This is a genomic window from Lacisediminimonas profundi, assembly GCF_008831265.1.
Taxonomy (GTDB): Bacteria; Pseudomonadota; Gammaproteobacteria; order Burkholderiales; family Burkholderiaceae_D; genus Lacisediminimonas; species Lacisediminimonas profundi.
Map to the genome: position 1 here is coordinate 1070404 of NZ_VTTH01000001.1, position 25213 is coordinate 1095616.

Here is a 25213-nt window from a genome sequence, read left to right on the forward strand (position 1 = left end):
AAGGAATGCAGATGAACGCGATCGAATTGAAAATGCCGGCTCCGGCGCCCGCTCCGGCGCCCGCTCCAGCTCCAGCTCCAGCTCCAGCAGCGGCCAGTTGCGGCGGCGAGTGCCAATGCGCAGGCGTCTCTGCAGAAGCGCCAGCCGGGACAGCAGTCGCCAGCATCAACGGCATCCCCCTGCATGCACCGGGCCAGCGGCCGGATCCTGATTCCCTGCGCGAACTGGCCTACACCGAACTGCTGCGGCAGGAGGCGGTCAACAGCGGCTTGCTGGCAGCGGACGCGCATGCCAGCGCCGCCGGACTGGACGAAGCGGCGCGGCTGGCGATCGAGGAGATGGTGGACCGGGCCGTGATCACGCCGGAACCGGGCGACGCGGAATGCCGGCGCTATTACGATGCCAACCAGTCGCAATTCGTGGTCGGCCGTGCGCTGCACCTGCGGCACATCCTGTTCGCCGTCACGCCGGGCGTGAACGTGAACGCACTGACCCGGCACGCCGACCAGGCCCTGCTGGAACTGTTGCACAAGGATGTTGCGGCCGGGCGCTTCGCCGAACTGGCCGCGCAACTGTCGAACTGCCCGAGCAGCACGCAGGCGGGCGACCTTGGCTGGATCGGGCCGGACGATTGCGCGCCGGAACTGGCCAAGGAGCTGTTCCATCAAAACGGGCTCCAGGCGGAGGGCGTGCTCAAGCGCCTGGTGCATACCCGTTTCGGTTTTCACATCATCGAGGTGCTGGAGCGGCGCGAAGGCCGGCAGGCCTCGTTCGAGGAAGTGCGCGACCGCGTGGCCGCACACCTGAGCCTGAATTCGCGCAGCCGCGCCCTGCACCAGTACATGCGGCTGCTGGTTGGCCAGGCCGTGGTGGAGGGCGTAGAGCTGGACGGCGCGGATTCCCCCCTGGTGCAATGAGCGAGCCTGAAGACGACGAGCTGTTGCTGCGGCTGCGCCGCTTTCACTCGGACTATTTTCCCTTGCACCAGGCGGAGTTCCAGGGCCTGGTGGCAGGCGGGCAGCATCCAAAGACGCTGTTCATCGGTTGCTCGGATTCCAGGCTGGTGCCTTACCTGTTGACCGGAACCGGTCCCGGCGATCTCTTTATCGTTCGTAATGTCGGCGCTTTCGTGCCGCCATATGACGGTATCGTCCGTGATCCTCACGGAATCCATGGCGGGGCTCCGGGCGTGGCGGCGGATGGGAGCGGTGATTTCTGTGAATGGGGCGGGCTGCATGGCACCACGGCTGCGGTAGAATTCGCCGTGCTCAACTTGCATGTTGAGCGCATCGTCGTGTGCGGACACAGCCATTGCGGCGCCATCCGGGCCGCTTACGAAGGCGTGCCCACGGAGGCGGTTGCGCTGCGCAACTGGCTCAAGCTCGCCGGCGAGGCGCTGCTGCCTGTGCAGCCCTCAAGCGAGGCCTTGCGGCGCACGGAACAGCGTGCGGTCGTGCTGCAACTCGAGCGCCTGATGGGCTATCCTATGGTGCAAAGGGCAGTGACGGCCGGCAAGCTGACGCTGCACGGTTGGCACTATGTCATCGAAGATGGCGAAGTCCATGTCTTCGACGCCCGCACCGGCGACTTCATTCCTGCCTCGCGTGCCTCCAACAGCGGCACCGGGCCCTACCAGAACCATGTGGAGCAAGACCCTAATGAAGCGTGATAGTCATTCCCGCGAAGCGGCAACCAGCCAGCCCATCAGCGACGATGTGTTGCGGGAAAAATACCTGAAGCCCGGCGAGACCAGCGTCGACGACCTGTTTCGCCGCGTGGCGCGGGCACTGGCCTCGGTCGAACCGGAAGCCGACCGCGCCCGTCATGAAGAAGCATTCCTGAAGAACCTGTATGCCGGCGCCATTGGCGCGGGCCGGATCATGAGCGCGGCCGGGACCGAGATCCAGGCCACGCTGATCAACTGTTTCGTGCAACCGGTGGGCGACTGCATCCAGGGTGTGGACGACGAAGGCTATCCGGGTATTTACGAAGCCCTGCGCGAGGCCGCCGAAACCATGCGCCGTGGCGGCGGCGTCGGTTACGACTTTTCGCGCATCCGTCCGCGCGGCGCCGATGTCAAGGGCACGGCGTCGATGGCGTCGGGGCCCTGCAGCTACATCAATGTCTTTGACCAGTCCTGCTCGACGGTGGAAAGCGCCGGCGCCCGCCGCGGCGCGCAGATGGGCGTGCTGCGCATGGACCATCCGGACGTGCTCGAATTCATTACCGCCAAGCGCACCCCGGGACGGTGGAACAATTTCAACGTATCGGTCGGCGTGCCCGATGCATTCATGCAGGCGCTCGGCCGCGACCAGCAGTGGGAACTGGTACACCGTTGCCGTCCCGGCGCCGCGCTGATCGAGAAAGGCGCCCACTTGCGCGACGACGGCATGTGGGTCTACAAGTCCATGCCGGCGCGCGAACTGTGGGACGCGGTGATGCGCTCGGCCTATGACTTCGCCGAGCCGGGCATCCTGTTCCTGGACCACATCAACCAGGACAACAACCTGCGCTACTGCGAGTCGATCGCCGCCACCAACCCCTGCGGCGAGCAGCCGCTGCCGCCGTATGGCTGCTGCGACCTTGGCCCGATCATCCTGACCCGCTTCGTGCGCAATCCTTTCGGTTTCGGCGGCGCGCCGGAATTCGATTTCGACGCCTTCGCCAAATCGGTCGCGACCCAAGTGCGCGCCCTCGACAATGTGCTGGAGGTCACGTTCTGGCCGCTGCCGCAGCAGCGTGCGGAATCTGCCGACAAGCGCCGTATCGGCGTCGGCTTCACCGGCATGGGCAATGTGCTGGCAATGCTGTGCCTGCGCTATGACGCGCCCGCCGGGCGCGAGATGGCGGCCCGTATTGCCGCCAGCATGCGCGATGCGGCGTATGAAGCATCGGTCGCGCTGGCCATCGAAAAAGGACCGTTCCCGAAATTCGACGCCGACGGCTACCTGGCGAAGGGCACCTTTGCCAGCCGCCTGCCGCCGGCGCTGCAAAAATCGATCCGAAAGCATGGCATCCGCAACAGCCACCTGCTGTCGATCGCGCCCACCGGCACCGTCAGCCTGGCCTTTGCCGACAACGCCTCCAATGGCATCGAGCCGCCGTTCTCGTGGATGTACCGCCGCAAGAAGCGCGAGTCCGACGGCAGCACCTCGGAATACGCGGTCGAAGACCACGCCTGGCGCCTGTACCGATTGCTCGGCGGCGACGTCGACAATCTGCCCGACTATTTCGTCTCGGCGCTGGAGATGCAGGCCCAGGGCCACATCGGCATGATGGAGGCGGTACAGCCCTTCGTCGATACCTCCATCTCCAAGACGGTCAACGTGCCGGAGGACTACGCCTACGACGATTTCAAGGACCTCTACCTGCAGGCCTGGAAGGCGCAGCTGAAGGGCCTGGCCACCTATCGTCCGAACGCGATCCTGGGATCGGTGCTGGACGTCAGCCCGGCTGCGGCCGAGCCGGCATCGGAGCAGGAAGGCGCAAGCGGCGCCGGGGTGGATCCGATGCGCAGCGTCATCGAAAGCCGCCCCAAGGGCGCATTGTCGGCGGTGGCCGAGAAGGTCGAATACTGGACCACGGAAGGGCGCAAGACCTTCTATCTGGTGGTGTCCTTCCTGCCAGTGCCGTCGCCTGCAGGCGGGGTACTGGAGCGCGCCATCGAGTTTTTCATGCCGGTCGGGCAGAGCGGCGAGTCGCAGCAATGGATCACATCCAGCATGCGCATGCTTTCGCTGGCAGCCCGCGGCGGTTTTCTCGACCGTGCGCTGAGCGATATGCGCAAGGTGGCATGGGACCGCGGTCCGGTGCGCCTGGGCACCTACCAGAAGGAAGACGGCACCCGCGTCCCGCTGTGGCACGACTCCGAAGTCGCCGCCATCGCCTATGCCGTGCAGAACATCATTGCCCAGCGCGCGGGCCAGGGGGCGCCGGCAGTTGCTCCCGCGCCGGCAATACCCGCCGCCTCATCCTCAGGCTCATCCGCGCCGGCAGCGCTCGAAACGCTGGCGCCACCGGTCATGGCTGGTCGCAAATGCAGTGAATGCGGCGCCCACGCGGTGATCCGCAAGGACGGCTGCGATTACTGCACCCAGTGCGGTCATCTGGGATCTTGTGGATGAACGCCGGCGCCGGGACCGATCCGCTGGCGGCGGTCCCGGCGGATACGCCTGACCTGGCGGAAATGGCGGCCTCGCTGATGCGGGCGCGCCAGACCATCCTGCCCAAGCGCTTGCTGGCGCCGGGGCCGGACCGGCGCGAAATGGAAAGCATTCTTGACGCCGCCTCCACCGCGCCGGACCATGGGCGGCTGTTGCCGTGGCGCTTCATCGTGGTGCCACAGGCGGCGCGTGGCGAGCTTGGCGATGCCTTCGCCGCCGCGCTGATCGAGCGCGATCCCGCGGCCACGCCCGGGCAGGTGTCGCAGGCGCGGGAAAAGGCGCAGCGCGCGCCGTTCCTGATGCTGGTGGTGGTCGACGGCGGTAGCGGCGACCCGGCGATCGACTGCGAGGAGCGTATCGTCTCTGCCGGTTGCGCGGTGCAGAACGTGCTGTTGATGGCCACTGCGCTCGGTTATGGCTCGGCGCTGACCAGCGGCAAGGCATTGAAGTCAGCGCCGCTGCGCACGCTGTTCAAACTGGAGGAGGGCGAGCATGCACTGTGCTTCGTCAGCATCGGTACGGTGCAGGCAGGACAGCGTCCGCGGGTGCGGCCATCCCCTCTCAATTACGTCACCTGCCTGGCAGGCGATGCCGGACCGGCGCCCGACGGCGCCGCCGATTTTCCTTTTACAGGCTGACCGGACTTCCATGGATATTTCCAGCTTTGACGACCTGCTGCTCGCCGCTCGCGCGCAGCCCGAGCCGCAGCGCCTGCTGTTTGTATTCGCCGGCGCGGAATTGCCCGAGGACAGCACGCCGGAACAGCGGCGGGCTTTCGAGCAGGGTGAAGGGGGCGCGCTGGTGCCGCTGATGTGCGTCGACAAGCGGCCCGAGGAATTGCCCTCGTTCGGCGCACTGGTGAACGAAGCTGGCCAGTTCGGGCATGCCTGGCAGTTGCTGTTCGCAGCAGGACTGCCGCTGGCGCATGCAGTCACCAGCGAAGCGGCCGAAGAGCCCCTGCAGCGGATGGTCGAATCGATCCGGCGCGGCGAGCTTGGCAACTTCATCCCTTTCGACCGCCAGGGCCTGGCGGTGCGGCTAGGCTGACGCTGCGTTGCTCGCCCTGCGCTCGACGCTCAGCGCACGCGCGAGAATGCAGTCGGCGCCAGTATCTGGTTGGAGATCGATTCCACGATCGGTCCCTCGCGCTCGGTTTCGGCCCGGGCCGCAAGCCATTCCGGGTCGGCGCTGAAGGCGCTCCATTTCTGCTCCCTCTCGGCCAGGTTTTCCCATTCAAGCATGTAGAACAGGTCGTGATTGCTTTCGCCGACCAGCACGGTCCAGAAGCCGGCCTGGCGGATGCCATGCTTTTCCCATAGTTTCAGCGTGATGTTCTCGAAGCGCTGCAGCAGCTTGGGCAGGCGCGAGGGAAGGCAGCGGTAGACGCGCAATTCGTGGAGCATGATGTCCTTTCTGAGTGTGATGGGTGGGATTCGGTATTTCTTGCGGCGCCTCAGGATAACGCGACTCTGCAAGAGGAGCCATTACCGACATCTCAGCGATTCCTGTCTGGCGTTTTCCTTTCCTTGCTAGCGGTTGTGCTGCTTTCGAACTATCGTTGAATGCGACCAAGCCGGGACTCGCCCCGGCGGGCGACGTCCTTTCTTTGCTCGCCAAAGAAAGGACGCAAAGAAAGGCGACCCGAATACGACGCCCCTTCGGGGTTCCCCCGAAATCCGACGGCCTGGCGGAGAAGCGTGCAAACTCGCTTCGCTCAGACAAGCACGCTTCTTTATCCGCCATGCCATCAGATTTCGGGGCGTCGTATACGGGGGGTACGTCAAAACCGTATGGCTACAGCCAACGCTTGAATCACCGTGGCCCCGATCGACCATCTACAACCGAGCATTGATCTGAAAAGCTGATGACCTGATGATCGGGTGATCGGGTGATCAGGCGACCTGATTCAACTTGTGGCTGATCATTGCGCCAAGGTTCGATCGACCCGAACCAGTGTCCTCAAGCGTCAATTTGAAGCTTCGAAAAACATTAAGAGTCAACGGTGCGCCGGGCATCGGTATAAGACACTTCATGGGGTTGGCTGATTAGGTAAGCGGCCCACAGCCGAGGGATCATCTCTCGCGAACGTTGCACAGGGTTAGCCCAGACATCCGAGTCTGGTTGCCTATCGAAGCGGGCGTTGGCCAAGTGGGTTTTGACGGTGTTTTCTTTGGTCCCTTTCTTTTTAAAAAGAAAGGGACACACCCGCCGGGGTGTCTCCCGGCTTCACAACCACAACCATCAAACCCAGCCACACGAACCGCAAGCCAATAAGCCACAAAACCGCAAAACCCCACACTAACGGATGCCGGCAATACCCAGATCCTGAAAGGCTGCGAATTACATCCCAGGTGCCGCCGCCATCCCGGCGCCCTCAACCACCCCCACCACCCGCCGCGCCGCGTCCTCCGGCGCTTCCACCCCAGTCTCCACCACGATCGTCCGTCCGGCCTCGTCCCGCCTCAGCACATCATGCCGCCCCAACTGCTGCTCCAGCACCGCGATGTCCGCATCAGACGGGTCAGCGCCGGCCCGCTGGCGCGCCAGCAGGCGCTGGCGCAGTACCGCCGGATCGGCACGGCAGTCGAGTATCAGCAGTGGAACCCCAAGCTCGATGGCCAGGCGCAGGAACATGTCGCGCTGCGGACCTAGCAGGAAGGTCGCATCCACCACCGCTGTCATGCCGCTTGCCAGCACATGGGCCGCCTGCTGCGCCAGGTGCGCGTACACGTCCAGCCTTGCCTGTTCGGTGTACAGCGCCAGGCGCTCTGCGCCGGTCGGATGAGTGGTCGCCGCCATCCCGAGCAGCCGCTTGCGCTCGACGTCCGAACGCAGCCGCAACGCACCCAGCATGCGGGCCAGCTCGGCCGCCACCGTCGATTTGCCGCTGCCCGAAAAGCCGTGGGTGATGACAAGCCGCGCCGGCTGCGGATCCAGGCACCGCCGGGCCAGCGCCAGGTAGCCGAGTGCGCGTGCACGGGTCGCGATAGCGGCATCGGTTTCCTGCTGCTTTGCGCGCAGCAGCCCCACCTTGCAGCGCACCAGCGCCCGTTCAGCCATTGCCGGATTCAGCAGCCGCAGCCCGCCGTAATCGCCGCTCTCCTGCAGCCAGGCGTCCAGCAGGCAGGCCGCGATCTTTTCTTCTCCGACCATGCGCAAGTCCATGATGGCGAAGGCGATGTCGTCGATCACGTCCAGCCAGCGTAGCGCAGGGTTGAATTCAATGCAGTCGAACGCGAGCGGGCGGCCATCCAGCGTGAGCAGGTTGCCGCAATGAAGATCGCCGTGGCATTCGCGTACCCGGCCTTCGCTTTTGCGCGTCCGGCGCAGCGGGGCCAGTGCCGCATGCAGCGACTCGAGATCGCGGTCGATCGAGCGCAGTTGTGCGCGCGCGGCGTCATCGTCCAGCAGCGCGGCAATTTCGTGACGATTGCTGCGGCTGACCGCGAGCAGGGCGGCAGGATCGCCGTATTCACTGCCGGCTTCGGCAACGGCGGCGTCGCGATGGAACTGCCCGAGCGAGCGGCCCAGTGCGGCGGCTTCGTCATAGCCCAAGGCGTGGCGCGCAGCACGCTGCTCCCACAGTGCCTCCTGCGGGAAGCTGCGCATACGCACCGCATAGTCGAGCGCCGGGGCGTCCTCGCTGGCCTGCCCGATGTCCACCAGCCGTGGGGCGCCAGGCGTGCCGGCGATGGCGTCCACACCGAGGTAGATGTCGGGTGCAGTGCGGCGGTTCAGCCGCAGCTCTTCCTCGCAATAATGGCGGCGCGCATCGAGACTGGTGAAGTCGAGCACGTCTATGCGCACCGGCTTCTTGAATTTCCACGCCAGGCGGGGGGTGACGATCACCAGGGAGATGTGGGTTTCGAACAGATTGACCTGCTCGCCGCTGGCCGCAAGCGACTGCATCAGTGCCGACAGCAGGGTACGCTGTTCGAGCAATGGTTCGTTTTCAGGCGTGCTTGCCCGCGTCATCGTGTCTCTCTCATCGTCCAGCTCTCATCGTGTTCCTCCCATGTCCGCCAGTATAGCGAGTGGTAACTTGTGTCGGGCCCTGGCCTGGGCCCGGGTGTTTTCTTGTGCTTGCGGGCGCTGCGGGTATACATCATTCGCAGGTTCATGTAACTTGGAATCCAGAAATAAAATATGAAGCCGGCAGTACATGCGGCGAATGAATGGCCCTTTCATTCCACAATCATGGAGACGACATGACCCAGGATTTCAACCCGAAGCGCCGCCTTTTGAGTGCCGCGATGATCGCGGCCGCTGCCGCACCCACGGTCGGCTTCGCCCAATCGGGCGACAAGCCGGTCCGGATCGGCTACACGATGTCGCGCAGCGGTCCCTATGCGCCGGGCGCGCAGGTGTCGCAGGAGCCGAACTACCTGCTGTGGGCGCAGCAGGTGAACGCGGCTGGCGGATTGTCGGTCAAGGGTCAGAAACGCAAGGTGGAACTGGTTTCGTACGACGACCGCAGTGAAATCGAAACCGCGGTGCGCACCTACGAAAAGCTGATGGGCAGCGACAAGGTCGACCTGATCCTGCCGCCGTGGGGCTCGGCCATGAACTTCGCGATTGCGCCACTGGCCAACCGCTTCGGCTATCCGATGCTGGCGCCTACCGCGCTGTCGCGCAAGCTGATCGACATGCAGCTGCCGTATTTCTTCTCGCTGCTGCAGCAACCGGACAAGATGATGGGCGCGCTGGTCGACATGCTGACCGCCAACAACGTCAAGACGATTGCCGTGATCTACATGGACGACCTGTTCGGCATCGAGAACATGGCTTCGCTGCGGGTGGCGCTGCGCGGCAAGAACATCCAGATCGTCGAAAGCAAGAGCTATCCGCTGGGCGTGAAAGACCTGTCGTCGGTGCTCAAGGCGATCAAGGGCATGAACCCGGATGCCTTCATCGGCATCACCTACCCGCCCGACACCATCCTCGCTTCCACCCAGTCGCGCGAGATCGAGTTCAATCCGCGCATCTTCTACGCCTCGGTCGGCACCGCTTTTCCGCTGTACAAGGCGCGCATGGGCGCCAGCGCAGAGGGCGTGATGGGCATGGGCAGCTGGAATTCCAGGGTCTCTCCGGGCGCGAAGGCCTATTTCGACGCCCATGTTGCGCAGATGAAGAAAGAGCCGGACCGCTGGGCCAGCGGCCACGCATGGGCTGGCCTGGAGATCCTGCAGCAGGCAGTCGGCAAAGTCGGACTCGATCGCAAGGCGCTGCGCGAGCACATCGCCAGCACCGAGTTCAATACCATCCTTGGCAAGATCCGATTCTCGCAAGGGGAAAACGCCAGCATCCCGGGCACGGTCGGGCAATGGCAGAACGGCGAGTTCGAGGTGGTCTGGCCGGCCAATCGCGCCACCGCCAAACTGATCCCGGTCAAGCCGGCATGGAAGAAGTGACCCGCGCGCCGGGCAAGCAATAGCGGGCAGGCAGGAGCATGGATCTTTCCCTGTTTGCGGACCTGGTCGTGAACGGGCTGGTGATTGGCGGCATTTATGCCGTCATCGCCATCGGCCTGAACATGCAATATGGGCTGATGCGCATCCTGAACATCGCCCACGGCGAGTTCCTGATGATCGGCGCGTTCCTGATGTTCACGCTGCACACCGTGACCGGCCTCAGTCCGTTGTTGTTCCTGCCGGTGGTGGTGATCATCAGCTTCGCCGCCGGCCTGCTGCTGCACCGGCTGGTGTTCCGCCGCCTGAGCGCCAGCTCCAGGTCGCTCGACCAGGTCGAGGAGCGCAGCCTGATCGTCGGCTTCGGGCTGATGTTCATCCTGCAGAACATGGCGATGCTGATCTGGGGCGCGGACATGCGCGGCTATGACTTCATGAGCGAGACGGTCAAGTATGGCGGCGTGATCGTGACCCGGAACCGGCTGCTGGTGCTGTTGCTGGCAATGGCCGCCAGCGTCGGCCTGATCCTGCTGCTGCAGAAAACCCTGCTCGGCAAGGCTGTGCGCGGCATGCTGCAGTCGCCGCTCGGCGCCTGGCTGGTCGGCATCGATACCCAGCGCCTGCATCCGTTCGTGTTCGCGCTCGGCATCGCCATGGCCGGACTGGCCGGTGGGCTGCTGAGCATGATTTACGAAGTTTCGCCGTCCATCGGCGAGTCGTACACGGTGATGGCGCTGATCGTGATCACGCTGGGCGGGCTGGGCAGTATTGGCGGCAGCTTTGCCGCCGCCATCCTGCTCGGGCTGGTGGAGAGTTTCGGTACGCACTTCACCAATCCATCCCTGAAGATGCTGCTGAGCTACGGTATTTTCGTGGTGATCCTGATTGCCCGGCCGCGCGGACTGTTTTCCCGATGAAAAATTTCCTGATCCTTGTCGCGCTGGCCGGTCTCGCGCTTGCCGCCGGCCCATGGGTGCTGTCGGAGTTCGGCTTGTCGCTGGCCATGACCTGCATGATGTATGCAGCCCTTGCAGTCAGCTGGTCGATGTTCAGCGGCACCACCCGTTACCTGTCGCTGGCAACCTCCGCATTGTTTGGCCTCGGCACCTACACCACGGCGCTGGCGATACAGCAACTGCCATGGCCGCTGCTGATTGTTGCGGGCGGCCTGGTCTCGGCAGTGTTTGCATTGATGGTCGGCGCCGCCGTGATGCACCTGCGCGGCACCTATTTCGCGGTGCTGACCTTCGGGCTCGGCGAGCTGGTCAGGCATTCGGTCACTTATATCGAAAAATCGGTTTCCGGCACCGTCGGCCGGGTCGTGACCGCCGTGCCGTCGAATGAAGTGCTGTACTGGACCATGCTGGTGCTGGCGCTGTTGTCGGTCGTGACCTGGAAGCTGGTCGAATCCTCGAGGCTGGGATTCGCCATGCGCGGCATCGGCGCCGACGAGCAGCGCGCCGCCACCTTCGGCGTCAATCCGCGGCGCGTCAAGATGATCGGATTTGCGCTGTCTGCATGGTTCGCCGGCGCTGTCGGCGCGGCGATGGCCGTGCGCTGGACTTACATCGATCCGCATTCCGCATTCAACCCGCTGATAGGCTTCCAGACGGTATTGATTGCCATGATCGGCGGCGTCACTACCTGGCGCGGGCCGTTGCTGGCCGCGATCGTGCTGAGCCTGCTGTCGGACCTGCTGCGCCTGAACTTGCCGCATGCCTACCTGATCATGCTCGGCGTGCTGCTGATCGTGTGCGTGCTCTACCTGCCGGATGGCATCGCCAGCATCCGCTGGCGCGCGCTGCTGCGCCGCAAGAAGGAGGGCGCATGAACATGCCGTCGGCGGCACCCATGTTGTCGGTACAGGGCCTGGGCATGCAGTTCGGCGGACTGGCGGCCTTGTCCGGCGTCACGCTGGACGTCGCGCACGGCGAGTTCGTCGGCATCATCGGTCCGAACGGGGCCGGCAAGACCACCTTTTTCCATGCCATCAGCGGGATCATCGTCCCCACCAGCGGACTGGTGCGCATGGACGGCCGGGAGATGCAGGGCAAGCCGCCCGAGGCCTTCTGCCGGGCCGGTGTGGCGCGCACCTTCCAGACGCCGCGGATCTTTGCCGGCATGACAGTCCAGGAAAACATCCGCTTCGCCTTCACTTTCGGCAATCAGGTCGGCAGGAGTTCCCTGATCGACGAGGTGATCGAAGAGACCCACATCGGCGGCTTGCGCGGCGAGATTGCCGGGTCGCTGCCGCCGGCGCGCCAGCGACAACTGGAAATCGCCATGGCGCTGGTGACCGCGCCGCGCCTGTTGCTGCTGGACGAGGTGGCGGCCGGGCTCACGGAGAGTGAAGTCGAGGATGTGGCCCGGCTGATTTCCCGGCTGCGCAAGCAGTACGGGCTGACCGTGGTGTGGATCGAGCATGCGGTCAGGACCTTGATGCGCACGGTGGACCGGGTGGCGGTGCTGCACTTTGGCAGATTGCTGGCGGACGGCACGCCGGCACAGGTCAGCGAGGACGAGAGCGTGATCAGCGCCTATCTCGGCGAAGAGGTGGCGCAATGAGTGCGCTGCTGGAAACCCGCGGCTTGTGTGCCGGCTATGGGCGGCTGGCGATCATCCGCGACATCGATATTGCGGTGCCGGAAAACAGGCTGACTGTCATCGTCGGGCCGAACGGCGCCGGCAAGACGACCTTGATGCGGGCGCTGTCGGGCATTCTTCCAGTCTCGGCAGGCGATGTCATTCTCGGTGGCGACAGGATCAATGCGCTGTCGGTGGCGGCCCGGGTCGGGCGCGGCCTGGTGCTGGTGCCCGAAGGCCGCCACCTGTTTCCCCAGATGACGGTCGAAGAGAACCTGGAACTCGGCGGATATCTGCTTGCAGCATCGGCCCGGCGCGCGCTGATGGCGCAGGTGCTGGAAATGTTTCCGCGGCTGTCCGAGCGGCGCCAGCAACTGGCCGGAACCATGAGTGGCGGCGAACAGCAGATGGTCGCGGTTGGCCGGGCGCTGATGAGCAAGCCGGCCTGCATGCTGCTCGATGAACCATCCCTCGGGCTGGCGCCGAAGATGGTGGTCGAGCTGTTTGCAATTCTCAGGCGGATTTGCGCGGAAGGCACCGGCATCCTGCTGGTCGAGCAGAACGTGCGCCAGGCGCTTGCGGTTTGCGACTACGCCTATGTCCTTGAACAGGGGCGGGTGGTCGATCAGGGGCCCGGATCGCAATTGCTTGGCGGCGAGCGGATCCGGCAGTCCTATCTCGGTTTGTGAGACCCCACCCATCCGCGCCAAGGGAGCAGGTGCTCCGGGACAGCTTCTGTGCAGCGATCGGAGTGCCGGCCGGGCTTCGGGACGACAACGTCGATCGGATCAAGCCAGGCGCATTGCCGGCGTAATCTGCTTCGCATCCACCCGCAGTTCCAGCAGCGCCGGCTTGTTCGATGCCCGCGCCCGCTCGAATGCCGCAGCAAACGCATCCGTCGTCTCCACCAACTCCCCATAAGCCCCGAACGACTTCGCCAGCGCCACGAAATCGGGCCCCTGCAATTGGGTCGCCGAAATCCGTCCCGGGAAGCGTTTTTCCTGATGCATCCTGATCGTCCCGTACATGCCGTTGTTGACCACGATCACAATCAGTGGAATGCCGTACTGGACTGCTGTGGCCAGCTCTTGCGGATACATCAGGAAGCAGCCGTCGCCGGCGAAGCAGACCACCGTGCGCTCCGGATGCCGGCGGCTGGCGGCAATGGCGGCAGGGAAGCCGTAACCCATCGCGCCGCAGGTCGGCGCCAGTTCCGTGCGCGGCTGCCGGTACTGGTAGAAACGGTGCACCCAGATCGCGTAATTGCCAGCGCCGTTGGTGATGATGGCGTCGTCCGGCAGCACCTGGTTCAGATGCGCGACCACTGCGCCCATGTCGACGCCGGTGGCCGCCGCTGCCGGCGCCGGCGGCTCGGTGAAGGCCAGGTAGTCCTGATGCGCGGCGGCGGTCCATCCGGCCCACGATGCCTTCGCCGGGGGCGTCATGCTGGCCAGCAGCGCTGCGCCGGCTGCGATCGAGGTGTGCAGCGCCAGCGTGGGCTGGTAGACCCGGCCCAGTTCGTTGGCATCGGCATGCATGTGCACCAGCGTCTGCTGGCTGCGCGGCGGGGTCAGGTGGGTGTAGCCGTCGGTGGTGATGTCGCCCAGCCGGGTGCCGATCGCCAGTACCAGGTCCGCATCCCGTATCCGCTGCGCCAGCCCGGGATTGATGCCCAGGCTCATGTGCCCGGCATAGTTGGGATGGCGGTTGTCGAAAATATCCTGGCGGCGAAAGGCGGCCGCGACCGGCAGGTTCCAGGCTTGCGCGAAATCCCGCAGGTCGGCGGCGGCGGCTTCGCTCCAGTTGGCGCCGCCGGCGATCACCAGCGGGCGCTCGGCGCGCACCAGCAGCGCCGACAGCGCAACGCCGTCTGCCGGCGACGGCGCCGCGTTCACCGGCTGGTAGCGCGGCAGGTCGGCCACTTCCGCCATGTCGCCCAGTACATCCTCCGGCAGCGACAGTACCACCGGTCCCGGCCGTCCCGATGTCGCCACCGTGAAGGCCCGCGCCAGTATTTCGGGAATGCGCCGGACGTCGTCGATTTCCTCCACCCATTTCGCCAGCGGCGCAAACATCTGCCGGTACTCGACTTCCTGGAACGCTTCCCGCCCGCGCTGCTCACGCGCCACCTGGCCGATGAACAGGATCATCGGCGTCGAATCCTGTTGTGCGATATGGGCCCCACAACTGGCATGCGTGGCACCGGGGCCGCGGGTGACGAAGCAGATGCCGGGCCGGCCGGTCAGCTTGCCGTCTGCTTCTGCCATGTTGGCGGCCGCGCCTTCATGCTTGGTGACGATGACATCGATCGAGGGATTGTCGACCAGCGCATCGAGCACGTCGAGGTAGCTCTCGCCCGGCACGCAGAACACGCGCTCGACACCATGTGCGCGCAGGCCATCCACCAATATGCGGCCGCCTGAGCGTGGCTTGGATGCGGCGGGAAGGGAAGGGGAACGGGCTTGGGCTGTCTTGTTCATGACGAATTCAGGAAAGTAGGTTGCAGGCATTTTAGGGCATGTTGTGATCCTGGCCCGGCATTTGCCGATTTTCGGTCTGCCGTGTGAAACTGTCGCGCAACCAGGCAGCTTGAAAAAGGAATCGATGGAAACGGAATACATGCAGATACCGACTGCCGCCTTGCATCAATGGGTGGTGGAACTATTTCTTGCCATCGGCAGCGAACAACGCGAAGCGCAGCTGACGGCCGACCACCTGATCGGGGCAAACCTGGCCGGCCACGACTCGCACGGCGTCGGCATGGCGCCGCGCTACGTGCTGTCCTGGAAGGCAGGCGAACTGCAGCTGAACCAGCGGGTGGCGATAGAGCAGGACAGCGGAACCATGCTGACCGTCGATGCCCGCTGCGGGATGGGGCAGGCGGTCACGCAGGAGGCGATGGCGCTGGCGATAGAGCGGGCGCAGGCGCATGGCGTGTGCATCATGGGCCTGAAGAATACCCATCACCTTGGCCGGGTCGGCCACTGGGCGGAACAGGCGATAGCGGCCGGCATGGTGTCGGTGCATTTCGTGAGCGTCTGCTCGATGCCCATTGTCGCCCCGCATGGCGGCCGGGAGGCGCGCTTCTCGACCAATCCGTTCTCGGTCGGCATTCCGGTGCCGGGCCGCCCGCCGGTCCTGCTCGACTTCGCCACCAGCGCGATTGCGCTGGGCAAGGTGCGGGTGGCGCACAACAAGAAGATCCCCGTGCCGCCGGGATCGTTGCTCGACAGCGAAGGTCGTCCGACTCGTGATCCGGGTGTGATGTTTCCGCCGGATGGCGGCGCGCGCGGCGCTATGCTGCCGTTTGCCGGGCACAAGGGCTTTGCGCTGGCAATGGTGTGCGAACTGCTGGCCGCCGCACTGACTGGCGGCAGGGCTTCGCTTCCGGCCAATATGACCCAAGGGGTCTGGAACAACATGCTTGCCGTGGTGTTCGATCCGCAGCGGATGGGGACTGCTGACCTGTTCAGCGAAGAGGTCCAGGCCTATGTGGATTGGGTGCGCTCGGCACCACTGGCGCAGGACAGCGATGGCATCCTGCTGCCCGGCGAGCCGGAGCGGCGCTCGCGGCTTGCCCGCGCGGAGTTGATACCGGTCGATGCAGGAACGGTGGCACAGCTCGATGCGGCGGCAGCGACGGTGATGGAACAGACGGGCAGGTCGCCGGGGCCGGTGTCGGCGTTGCAGCGGGAGTAGGGCAGGGCAGGGCAGGGCAGGCCGGCGGCATTGCCCGGGCGTCCTGACACGATCTCGCAAGGCGGCGCCCGGACGCCGTGCTGACCTCACATGTAGATCACGCTGCTGCCGGGCGCACCTTGCGCGCCCGGCAGCGGCCCGGGCATGCCGATCACTTCGCCGTCGCTGTCCCCGCCCTGCGCAACCTGGATGTGCCTCAGGTATTCGCGGAATTCCTCGCAGACTTCCGGATGACGCAGCGCGAATTCAACTGTCGCCTGCAGATAGCCCTGCTTGCTGCCACAGTCATAACGCTTGCCGTCGAACCGGTAGGAGAGCACCGCTTCCTGCTTCAGCAGCCTGGCGATGCCATCGGTCAGCTGCAATTCGCCGCCGGCGCCCGGCGGCATTTCGCGCAGGTGCCGGAAGATCGACGAAGTCAGGATGTAGCGGCCGACCACGCCCATGTCGGAAGGCGCGTCCTCCGGGGCCGGCTTCTCGACGATGTCATGCAGCTTCAGCAAGCCATCGCCGAAGCCCTTGCCGGCCACCACGCCATACGAGCGCGACTGTTCCGGGCGGATCGGTTCGACGCCGATGATGCTGCTGCCGTAATGCGCATGCAGCTCGGTCATCTGCCTCAACACCGGCACGTCGGCATCCAGCAAGTCGTCCGCCAGCAGCACCGCGAACGGCTCGTCGCCGATCAGGCGTTCCGCGCACAGCACCGCATGTCCCAGGCCCAACGCTTCGGCCTGGCGCACGTAGAAGCATTGCACCGAGTCCGGCTTGATGCCGCGTAATGCGCTCAGCAAGGCCTGCTTGTCGCGCGCCGCCAGTTCCGCTTCCAGCTCGTAGGCTTTGTCGAAATGGTCCTCGATCGCGCGCTTGTTGCGCCCGGTCACGAAAATCATTTCGGTGATGCCGGCCGCCATCGCCTCTTCGACTGCGTACTGGATCAGCGGCTTGTCGACGATGGGCAACATTTCCTTCGGGCTCGCTTTGGTGACCGGCAGGAAACGGGTGCCGAGGCCGGCCACCGGAAATACTGCTTTGGTGATTTGCTTGTGCATGGGGATTCGTTGAACTCGTTGAACGGGAGAAAAACAATCGGAGTAAAGCAATCGGCGTAAAGCAATCGGCGTAAAGCAAGAGGGCACAGCAGGAGCGGACCCTGGCCTGCCCTGCGTCACGTTCGACTTGTCAGCGGGTGTTCGGTTCGACGGCGTCAGTGCGCCGGCGCGGCCGGCGGCCAGGCTGGGTCAGCTCCTCCCGTAGCGGTCCTGCAGCCGCACGATGTCGTCTTCTCCCAGGTAGCCGCCGGACTGGATCTCGATCAGTTCGAGTGGAATCTTGCCGGGATTCTCCAGCGAATGGACCACCCCGATCGGTATGTAGGTGGACTGGTTTTCCGACAGCAGGTAGTCGCTGTCGCCATTCGTGACTTTTGCGGTGCCGGACACCACCACCCAGTGTTCGGCCCGATGGTGATGCATCTGTAAGGACAGCTTGGCCCCTTCCTTGACGACGATGCGCTTGACCTGGAACCGGCCACCACCGCCAATGCAATCGTAGGAACCCCAGGGCCGGAAAACCTGCCTGTGCTGGGTGGCCTCGCTGCGGCCCTGCTCCAGCAGCCGGTTCACGATTTTCCTGGTGTCCTGCGCCTTGTCGGCATTCATCACCAGCACGCCATCCGGCGTTTCAATCACCACCACGTTGCGCAGCCCGACGGCTGTCACCAGGCGGCTGCTGGAATGCACCAGGCAATCTTCGCAGTCCTCCAGCATGGCATCGCCTTGCACTGCATTGTCGTGTTCGTCCTTGTCGGATGCATCGCGTACCGAGGCCCAGCTGCCGATGTCGTTCCAGCCGGCGTCCAGCGGCACCATGGCAGCGCGGTCGGTGCGTTCCATGACCGCATGGTCGACCGCCTTGTCCGGACTGGACGCGTAGGCATCGGTGTCGAGTCGCAGGAAGTCGATATCGCGCACGCCCTTCTGATGCGCGGTCCGGCAGGCTTCGACCATGGCCGGCTCGAATTGCGACAGTTCTTCGAGGTAACGGCGGGCGGAAAACAGGAACATGCCGCTGTTCCAGAAAAAATCCCGGCTTTCCAGATACTGCCGGGCTGTCGCCAGATTCGGCTTCTCGACGAATTCGAGCACCGGCCGCACCGGTCCGGCCGCGGCCCTGCCAGCGCCGGTGTCCGTTGCTGCTCGTGCTCCTGCCTCCGCTCCTGCCCCCGCTCCAGCCCGAATATAGCCATATCCGGTTTCCGGGCGATCCGGTTGGATGCCGAACGTCATCAGATCGCCTCGCGCCGCCGCGGTCCTGGCATGGGCCAGCGCAGCAGCGAAGGCCGCCCGGTCCTTGATCACATGGTCGGACGGCAACACCAGCAGCATGGGATCTTCATGCAATGACAGGGCGTGGAGGGCGGCGCTGGCGATTGCCGGCGCCGTATTGCGGCGCATCGGCTCAAGCAGGATCTGCGCGTTGTCGATGCCGATCTCGCGCACCTGTTCAGCCACCACGAAGCGGGTGGATTCCCCGGTGACCAGGATAGGCGCACCCAGGTCGGGTACGCCGGACAGCCGTTGCAGCGTCTGCTGCAGCAGGCTTGCGCCGCCGAGCAAGCGCAGGAATTGTTTCGGATAGCTTTCGCGGGAAAGCGGCCACAGGCGGCTGCCGGAGCCGCCACACAGCACTACCGGGATCATGGTGTTCATGGTGTGGTCACCTGCGCGTTGGTTCGGTAGATCAAGCCTGCGCATGCGGATGGCGACGCGCTTGCAGGCAGGCTTGCATTCATGCCGTGACGAATCCGGATCTCAATAAGCATTGTTGCTGGTCCATCCCTTGAATGCGGTCCAGACGATGATCTTCATGTCCATCGCAAAGGACCAGTGCTGTATGTAATGCAGGTCGAACTGGACCCGCTTTGCCATCTTGTCGACGGTGTCGGTCTCGCCGCGGTACCCGTGTATCTGCGCCCAGCCGGTGATGCCGGGCTTGACGCGGTGGCGCAGCATGTACATTTCGAGCTTGTCCTTGTACAACTCGTTGTGTTGCAGTGCGTGCGGACGCGGGCCGACCACCGACATGTCGCCCAGCAGGACATTGATGAATTGCGGCAGTTCGTCCAGGCTGGTGCGGCGCAGGAAGCGGCCGATAGGGGTCACGCGCGGATCGTCCTGGGTCGCCTGGGTGACGCCGCCGTGGTCGTCGTGCAGCTTCATGCTGCGAAACTTCAGGCACCCGAAAGGACGTCCGTTCAGGCCCAGCCGCGGCTGCTGGAAGAACACCGGTCCCGGCGACGACATCCTGATGCCAATGCCAATCACGATGAACAGCGGCAGCAACAGGAACAGCACGATGGCGGCAAACACCTTGTCAAACACATCCTTGGCCATGGCACTCATGTCGGCTGCGACCGGCTGGTTGAGATCGACCGCGGGCATTCCAAGGAAAGTGATCACCTTGTTGGACAGGATCTGCATCGAGAGCGTGTCGGGTACCCAGCGGATGTCGACCAGCGCATTGCGCAGCAGGTACTGCAGCTTTTGCAGGCGGTTCGAATCCGACAAGGGCAGCGTGATCCAGATCTCGTGCACATGGTTGCGGGCTACATAGTCAAGCAGTCCCTCCAGCGAATCGACGCGTTCGACGCCGGCCGCAAGGGGCTGGTCTGGCTCGAGCGGGAAAACCGCCTTGACGTCATAGCCATACCAGCTCTGCTGGCTGGCGCGGCGATGCATCTCGCGGCCGATGCTGCCGTAGCCGACGATGACCACGCGCTTGTTGTTGAGTCCGTTTTCGCGAATGTGGCGCAGCAGCGTGTAGAGGACCGCGCGAGTCAGCATCAGTGAAAGTACGCCGACCACATACCAGTGGAACATCCACAGCCGCGACAGCGAGCCGACGTGATGGATCAGGAAGCTGAACAACAGCGCAATCATCATCACCGCTGCCCAGGACAGCGCGACTTGCAGGAACATCGCCGGCATCGAACGGCCACGCCACGAGCCGTACATCTTGAAATTGGCGAACAGGATGAACGCCAGCGCGCAGCCGAAGTACAGCAGGATGCCATGCACTGGCGCTGCCTGCGACAGCGGCGCATTGAAACTGAGCAGGCCGGCAAGTTGCCCGGCGCACCATAGTCCAAGCACGTCGACGACACGCATCATGATCTCGAGTCGCGGCGAATATCTGTGGATCGCGTCTTGCACGTTTTCCGCCCCTGTCTGATGAATTTCCGTATGCCATATTAATAACTAAATTCGTTGTAAAAAATGAAATGAAACCTTGGTTGAGAAGCGTCAATCGAACATTTGGGATGAAAATTCATGGCGGACACGCGATGCCGGCAGGCTGCTGGCGGGATGCTCCTGCCGGCATCGCCACTGGATGTCGGAAGCATCGTCATTGCGCTATGATCTAGCCCATGACGACTGATGAAACGCAACAGCCGACCGCCTATGATTTGATTGGCGGCGAACAAAGGCTGCGATCCCTGGTGGATCGCTTCTACGACCTGATGGACCTGGAGCCGGAATTCGCGGCCTTGCGCGCCATGCATCCACCTTCGCTGGATGGTTCGCGCGACAAGCTGTTCTGGTTCCTGTCGGGCTGGACCGGCGGTCCGGCCCTGTATGTCGAACGTTTTGGCCATCCCCGCCTGCGTGCCCGCCACCTGCCGTTTTCGATTGCCAGCGCCGAGCGTGACCAGTGGTTGCGCTGCATGGCGATGGCGATGCAGGATGAAGGCCTGCCCGAAGCGCTGCAGGAAAGACTGCTGCATGCGTTTTTCGGGACGGCGGACTGGATGCGCAATACGGACGGCTAGGCGGACATGACAACATTCGAAATGCTGATGGCGGCCGGACTGGCCGCCGTGCTCGTGCTGCAACTGTTGTCCTTGCTGAAAGCCGGCCGGCGCGACGACGATGACAAGATTTCCCGGCTGCTCCAGGGGCAGGAGCGCACCGAGCGGGAACTGCGTTCCGAGCTGCAGGCGACAGCGCAGGGCTCGCGCCAGGAAATGGGCAGCACGCTGGCACAGTTCCAGCAGACGCTGGCAGCGCAGATGACCAGTGTCGCCACGGTCCAGAACAACCAGATCGACTCTTTCTCGCAGCAACTGGTCAAGCTCAACGAGTCCAATGCCCAGCACATGGAGACGCTGCGCCAGACCCTGGCGCAGCAGGCACAGCAGGCGCGCGACGAGCAGGGGCAGGCGCTCAAGCGCTTCAGCGACACCTTGCAGCAGACGCTGACACAGATGGCGGAGTCGAATGCGCGCCGCATGGCCGAGGTGCGGGCCACGCTGGAAGAAAAAATGCGCGAGTTGCAGGCCGATAACGGCAAGCGGCTGGAGGAAATGCGCCAGACCGTGGATGAGAAGCTGCACGCCACTCTCGAAACTCGCTTGGGCGAGTCGTTCAAGATCGTTTCGGACCGTCTCGAAAAAGTCCACCAGGGACTGGGCGAGATGCAGCAGCTGGCGATTGGCGTGGGCGACCTCAAACGGGTGCTGACCAACGTCAAGACCCGCGGCACCTGGGGCGAGGTACAGCTGGCCATGCTGCTGGAACAATTGCTTACGCCCGAACAGTACGGCGTCAATGTCGAGACCGTGCCCGGAACCAATGCGCGGGTCGAGTTTGCGATCCGCCTGCCCGGCAACGACGACAGCGGCACGCCGGTGTGGATGCCGATCGACGCCAAATTTCCCAAGGAGCAGTACGAACGGCTGGTAGATGCCGCCGAGCGTGCCGACAGCGAAGGGGTGGCCGTGTTCGGACGCGAGCTGGAGCGGGCGGTGCGGGTCGAAGCGCGCACCATCGCCGACAAGTACCTGTCGCCGCCGCTGACCACCGATTTCGCCATCCTGTTCCTGCCGACCGAAGGCCTGTATGCGGAAGTGATGCGGCGGCCCGGCCTGACCGACGAACTGCAGCGCACCTGTCGCGTGATCGTCGCCGGACCGTCCACCTTGTCAGCATTGCTGAGCAGCCTGCAGATGGGGTTTCGTACGCTGGCGCTGGAAAAGCGGTCATCGGAAGTGTGGCAGGTGCTGGGCGCCGTCAAGACCGAGTTCGGCAAGTTCGGCGACGTGCTTGCCGCCACCAAGGCCACACTCGAGCGGGCTGCGAAGAATATCGAACAGGCCGAGACCCGCAGCCGGCAGATGGCACGCAAGCTGAAGACGGTCGAGGCGATGCCGGCGGATGCCGCGCAGCGATTGTTCGGGCCAGCCGATCCGCTGGATGGGTTCGAACCGGCCGATGAGCGAGACGGCGCCAGCGCTGCCTGACGTTTTCAGTCCCGGGACCTCGCGGGGCTTCAATCGCCATTCCAATTTCCACGACTGCGGTATCCATGACTTCAATTTCCATTGCCGCTGCCGCTGCAGCTGCCGGTACCGATGCAGCTGCTGGTGCCCATGACAGTTTCCGGCGTGCGCTCGAATCCGCCGTGAAGGGCGAAGTCCGTTTCGACGACGGTAGCCGGGCGGTGTATGCGGCTGATGCATCGAACTATCGCCAGGTGCCGATCTGTGTCGTGCTGCCGCGCTCCGCGGCGGATATCGAAGCCGCATTGTCGGTTTGCCGGGAATTCGACGTGCCGGTGTTGGCGCGCGGCGGCGGCACCTCGATGAACGGGCAGACGGTCAATGTGGCGGTCGTCATCGATACTTCGAAGTACATGAACCAGGTGCTGAAGGTCGACCCGGTGGCGCGCGTGGCCGATGTCGAGCCCGGCGTGGTGTGCGATGCACTGCGCGATGCGGCCGAGGAGCACGGGCTGACTTTCGGTCCCGATCCTGCGACCCACAGCCGCTGCACGCTCGGCGGCATGATCGGCAACAACTCCTGCGGCGCGCATTCCGTCATGGCTGGCAAGACGGTGGAGAACATCGAGGAGCTCGAGATCCTCACGTACGACGGCGCCCGTTTCCGGGTCGGACCGACCAGCGAACAAGAGCTGCAGGCGATCATTGCAGCCGGCGGCCGCCGTGGCGAAATTTATTCAGCCCTGCGCCAGATGCGCGACCGCTATGCCGATGCAATCCGCAGCGGCTTCCCGCGCATCAATCGCCGCGTCTCCGGCTACAACCTGGACCAGCTGTTGCCGGAAAACGGCTTCAATGTCGCCCGCGCGCTGGTTGGCACCGAAGGCGGATGCGCGATCACCTTGCAAGCCCGGACTCGCCTGGTGCACAGTCCCCGCGAGCGCGCGGTGCTGGTGTTGGGCTTCCCCGATATCTATCGCGCCGGCGATGCGGTTCCGCGCATCCTGCCGTTCAAGCCGATTGCCACTGAAGGCCTCGACATCGCCATCATCGGCGGGCTGAAAAGACGCGGCCTGCGGCTTGACGATATCGCCCGGCTACCGGCCGGCGATGCCTGGATCATGGTCGAATTCGGCGCCGACACGCAAGCAGCTGCGCAGGCGCAGGCACAGGCGCTGGTCGATTCATGGGCCGGCGAAAGCGATGCGCCATCGCACTGGCTGATCGAGGACAAGGCGTGGGCCGAGCGTATCTGGACCATCCGCGAAGTCGGCGCGTCGGCCACCTCGCTGCAGGACCAGCCGGGCCTGCCGGATCCGGTGGTCGGGTGGGAGGATGCCGCGGTCGATCCGATGCGCCTGGGCGACTACCTGCGTGAATTCCAGCAGCTGATCGACCGCTACGGTTACCAGACTTCGCTGTTCGGGCATTTCGGCGACGGCTGCATACACGCGCGCATCACCTTCGACCTGCGCAGCGCGGAAGGCATCCGCATCTGGCGCGGGTTCCTGCGCGAAGCGGCCGAACTGGTGGTGCGTTACGGCGGCTCGCTGACCGGGGAGCACGGCGATGGCCAGGCCCGGGCGGAGTTCCTGCCGATCATGTACGGCCCGGAACTGATGCAGGCGTTTCGCGAATTCAAGGCCATCTGGGATCCTCGGCACCGCATGAACCCGCACAAGATGATCGACCCCTACCGGGTGGACGAAAATCTGCGCCAGGGACCGGATTACCGGCCGATACGCTTCGAAACCCGGTTCGCTTTTCCCAAGGACGGCAACGGCCAGTTCGACAATTTCTCGCGCGCGGTCGAACGCTGCATCGGCATGGGCAAGTGCCGTTCGCAGGAGGGCGGCACCATGTGCCCGAGCTACCGCGCCACCGGCGAAGAGAAATATTCGACCCGCGGACGCTCGCGCCTGTTTTTCGAAATGCTGCGTGGCGATCTGGTGAAGGACGGCTGGAACAGCGAACAGGTGAAGGAAGCGTTGGACCTGTGCCTGTCCTGCAAGGGATGCAAGAGCGATTGCCCGACCCATGTCGACATGGCGACCTACAAGGCCGAGTTCCTGTCGCATTATTACGAGCAGCATCGGCGTCCGGTGCAGGCCTGGAGCATGGGGCGCATCGGCCAGTGGGCGCCGCTGGCTGCGAAATTCCCCGGCCTGGTGAACCTGCTGACGCAGCGCGAACCGTTTGCGTCGCTGGCCAGGAAAGTCGCCGGTATCGCTCCCGGGCGTTCGCTGCCGCGTCTGGCGCAGCGCAGCTTCCGCTCGGCGTTCGCGCCGAAGCTGCAGGGCGGCCGCCGTGTCATATTGTGGGCCGACACCTTCAGCAATCATTTCCAGCCGGAGGTGGCACACGCTGCGGTGCGGGTGCTGGAGCATGCCGGTTGCACGGTGGTGTTGCCGAGGAAGCGCTTGTGCTGCGGCCGTCCCCTGTACGACTTCGGCCTGCTCGACCAGGCGCGCGCGCAACTCGCTGAAATCCTGGATGTGCTGGCTCCCGAGATCGAGGCCGGCACGCCGGTGGTCGGCCTCGAGCCGTCCTGCACCAGCGTGTTTCGCGACGAGTTGCTGAACCTTTTTCCCGACGATCCGCGCGCGCAGGCGCTGGCCTCGCAAACGATGATGCTGGCTGAATTCCTGCAGCACATCGGCTACCGGCCGCCACGCGCCGGCGGCACCGCGCTGCTGCAGGGGCATTGCCACCAGAAGGCGGTTCTTGGCACGGCGGCCGAGGCCGCAATGATGGCGGCTGCCGGCGTTGCCTGTTCCTCGCCGGAGAGCGGCTGTTGCGGCATGGCCGGCAGCTTCGGGTTTCATCCGCACACTGCGCAGGTTTCCAGCGCCATTGGCGAACGCGCCTTGCTGCCGGCGGTGCGCGCCAGCGACAGCGAGACCATGGTGGTGGCGAACGGGTTTTCCTGCCGCGAACAGATCAGGCTGGGCAGCGGGCGGGAAGCCATGCACGTCGCACAGGTGCTGGACGCTGCAATTCGAAAAGACGCAGATATCCTCAAGTTTTCCCGAATTGACAATGCCGGGTAGCCGACATATCTTCCACCCCTTCGAAGGGGA

At 64.4% G+C, this 25213-nt stretch carries 20 protein-coding genes; 14 read left to right on the forward strand and 6 right to left on the reverse strand.

Annotated elements, in window-relative coordinates:
* Positions 1-11: 11 nt before the first annotated feature.
* The 5 genes from FVE66_RS04850 to FVE66_RS04870 are packed head-to-tail and all read left to right on the forward strand — an operon-like array spanning position 12 to position 5210.
* A complete protein-coding gene (locus FVE66_RS04850; protein ID WP_241673006.1) occupies positions 12-917 on the forward strand; it encodes a peptidylprolyl isomerase in 906 nt (301 codons plus the stop codon).
* On the forward strand, positions 914-1669 hold the full coding sequence (locus tag FVE66_RS04855; protein WP_151446218.1) for a carbonic anhydrase: 756 nt from the start codon (positions 914-916) through the stop codon (positions 1667-1669). Before FVE66_RS04850 ends, FVE66_RS04855 begins: the two co-directional genes overlap by 4 nt.
* Positions 1659-4124, forward strand: coding sequence for an adenosylcobalamin-dependent ribonucleoside-diphosphate reductase (locus FVE66_RS04860; RefSeq protein ID WP_151446219.1), 2466 nt, complete (start codon positions 1659-1661; stop codon positions 4122-4124). The genes FVE66_RS04855 and FVE66_RS04860 overlap by 11 nt, the downstream gene beginning before the upstream one ends.
* Positions 4121-4801 (forward strand): nitroreductase family protein, encoded by a 681-nt coding sequence (locus tag FVE66_RS04865; protein ID WP_194164349.1) that lies wholly within the window; start codon positions 4121-4123, stop codon positions 4799-4801. The genes FVE66_RS04860 and FVE66_RS04865 overlap by 4 nt, the downstream gene beginning before the upstream one ends.
* Positions 4802-4811: 10 nt before the next feature.
* Positions 4812-5210: a ribonucleotide reductase subunit alpha gene (locus FVE66_RS04870; protein WP_151446220.1), complete on the forward strand. Its 399-nt coding sequence runs from the start codon at positions 4812-4814 to the stop codon at positions 5208-5210.
* A 29-nt stretch (positions 5211-5239) separates the two neighbouring features.
* Here the strand turns inward: FVE66_RS04870 and FVE66_RS04875 are convergent, their stop codons facing one another.
* Both FVE66_RS04875 and FVE66_RS04880 read right to left on the reverse strand, forming a co-directional pair.
* Positions 5240-5566, reverse strand: coding sequence for an NIPSNAP family protein (locus FVE66_RS04875; protein ID WP_151446221.1), 327 nt, complete (start codon positions 5564-5566; stop codon positions 5240-5242).
* Positions 5567-6503: 937 nt separating this feature from the next.
* Positions 6504-8138, reverse strand: a complete 1635-nt coding sequence (locus FVE66_RS04880) for a bifunctional aminoglycoside phosphotransferase/ATP-binding protein (RefSeq protein WP_151446222.1) — start codon at positions 8136-8138, stop codon at positions 6504-6506.
* A 233-nt stretch (positions 8139-8371) separates the two neighbouring features.
* On the opposite strand from FVE66_RS04880, the gene FVE66_RS04885 reads away from it, so the two are divergent.
* The 5 genes from FVE66_RS04885 to FVE66_RS04905 are packed head-to-tail and all read left to right on the forward strand — an operon-like array spanning position 8372 to position 12843.
* A complete protein-coding gene (locus FVE66_RS04885) occupies positions 8372-9574 on the forward strand; it encodes an amino acid ABC transporter substrate-binding protein (RefSeq protein WP_151446223.1) in 1203 nt (400 codons plus the stop codon).
* Between the two features lie 38 nt (positions 9575-9612).
* Positions 9613-10488, forward strand: a complete 876-nt coding sequence (locus FVE66_RS04890) for a branched-chain amino acid ABC transporter permease (protein ID WP_151446224.1) — start codon at positions 9613-9615, stop codon at positions 10486-10488.
* The gene (locus tag FVE66_RS04895) at positions 10485-11402 is read left to right on the forward strand and encodes a branched-chain amino acid ABC transporter permease (RefSeq protein WP_151446225.1); all 918 of its coding nucleotides are present in this window, start codon (positions 10485-10487) and stop codon (positions 11400-11402) included. The genes FVE66_RS04890 and FVE66_RS04895 overlap by 4 nt, the downstream gene beginning before the upstream one ends.
* Positions 11399-12136 (forward strand): ABC transporter ATP-binding protein, encoded by a 738-nt coding sequence (locus tag FVE66_RS04900; RefSeq protein ID WP_241673007.1) that lies wholly within the window; start codon positions 11399-11401, stop codon positions 12134-12136. Before FVE66_RS04895 ends, FVE66_RS04900 begins: the two co-directional genes overlap by 4 nt.
* Positions 12133-12843, forward strand: a complete 711-nt coding sequence (locus FVE66_RS04905; RefSeq protein ID WP_151446226.1) for an ABC transporter ATP-binding protein — start codon at positions 12133-12135, stop codon at positions 12841-12843. The genes FVE66_RS04900 and FVE66_RS04905 overlap by 4 nt, the downstream gene beginning before the upstream one ends.
* A gap of 99 nt (positions 12844-12942) precedes the next feature.
* Here the strand turns inward: FVE66_RS04905 and FVE66_RS04910 are convergent, their stop codons facing one another.
* On the reverse strand, positions 12943-14634 hold the full coding sequence (locus FVE66_RS04910) for a thiamine pyrophosphate-binding protein (RefSeq protein ID WP_151446227.1): 1692 nt from the start codon (positions 14632-14634) through the stop codon (positions 12943-12945).
* Between the two features lie 124 nt (positions 14635-14758).
* Between FVE66_RS04910 and FVE66_RS04915 the strand changes: the two genes are divergently transcribed.
* Positions 14759-15853 carry a malate/lactate/ureidoglycolate dehydrogenase gene (locus FVE66_RS04915; RefSeq protein ID WP_241673008.1) on the forward strand — a complete coding sequence of 365 codons (1095 nt, stop codon included), beginning with the start codon at positions 14759-14761 and terminating at the stop codon, positions 15851-15853.
* 86 nt (positions 15854-15939) lie between these two features.
* Here the strand turns inward: FVE66_RS04915 and galU are convergent, their stop codons facing one another.
* The 3 genes from galU to FVE66_RS04930 all read right to left on the reverse strand — a co-directional run bounded on the left by galU (position 15940) and on the right by FVE66_RS04930 (position 20067).
* Positions 15940-16905: a UTP--glucose-1-phosphate uridylyltransferase GalU gene (gene galU, locus FVE66_RS04920; RefSeq protein ID WP_151446228.1), complete on the reverse strand. Its 966-nt coding sequence runs from the start codon at positions 16903-16905 to the stop codon at positions 15940-15942.
* 189 nt (positions 16906-17094) lie between these two features.
* Complete coding sequence (locus FVE66_RS04925) at positions 17095-18564, reverse strand: mannose-1-phosphate guanylyltransferase/mannose-6-phosphate isomerase (protein WP_151446229.1); 1470 nt, start codon at positions 18562-18564, stop codon at positions 17095-17097.
* Positions 18565-18666: 102 nt separating this feature from the next.
* A complete protein-coding gene (locus FVE66_RS04930) occupies positions 18667-20067 on the reverse strand; it encodes an undecaprenyl-phosphate glucose phosphotransferase (RefSeq protein WP_241673009.1) in 1401 nt (466 codons plus the stop codon).
* Between the two features lie 215 nt (positions 20068-20282).
* Between FVE66_RS04930 and FVE66_RS04935 the strand changes: the two genes are divergently transcribed.
* The 3 genes from FVE66_RS04935 (at position 20283) to FVE66_RS04945 (ending at position 25183) form a co-directional block, all read left to right on the forward strand.
* Positions 20283-20684: a group II truncated hemoglobin gene (locus tag FVE66_RS04935; protein ID WP_151446230.1), complete on the forward strand. Its 402-nt coding sequence runs from the start codon at positions 20283-20285 to the stop codon at positions 20682-20684.
* A gap of 6 nt (positions 20685-20690) precedes the next feature.
* Positions 20691-22154 (forward strand): DNA recombination protein RmuC, encoded by a 1464-nt coding sequence (locus tag FVE66_RS04940; RefSeq protein WP_194164350.1) that lies wholly within the window; start codon positions 20691-20693, stop codon positions 22152-22154.
* 65 nt (positions 22155-22219) lie between these two features.
* Positions 22220-25183 (forward strand): FAD-binding and (Fe-S)-binding domain-containing protein, encoded by a 2964-nt coding sequence (locus FVE66_RS04945; RefSeq protein WP_151446231.1) that lies wholly within the window; start codon positions 22220-22222, stop codon positions 25181-25183.
* The last annotated feature ends 30 nt before the right edge of the window (positions 25184-25213 follow it).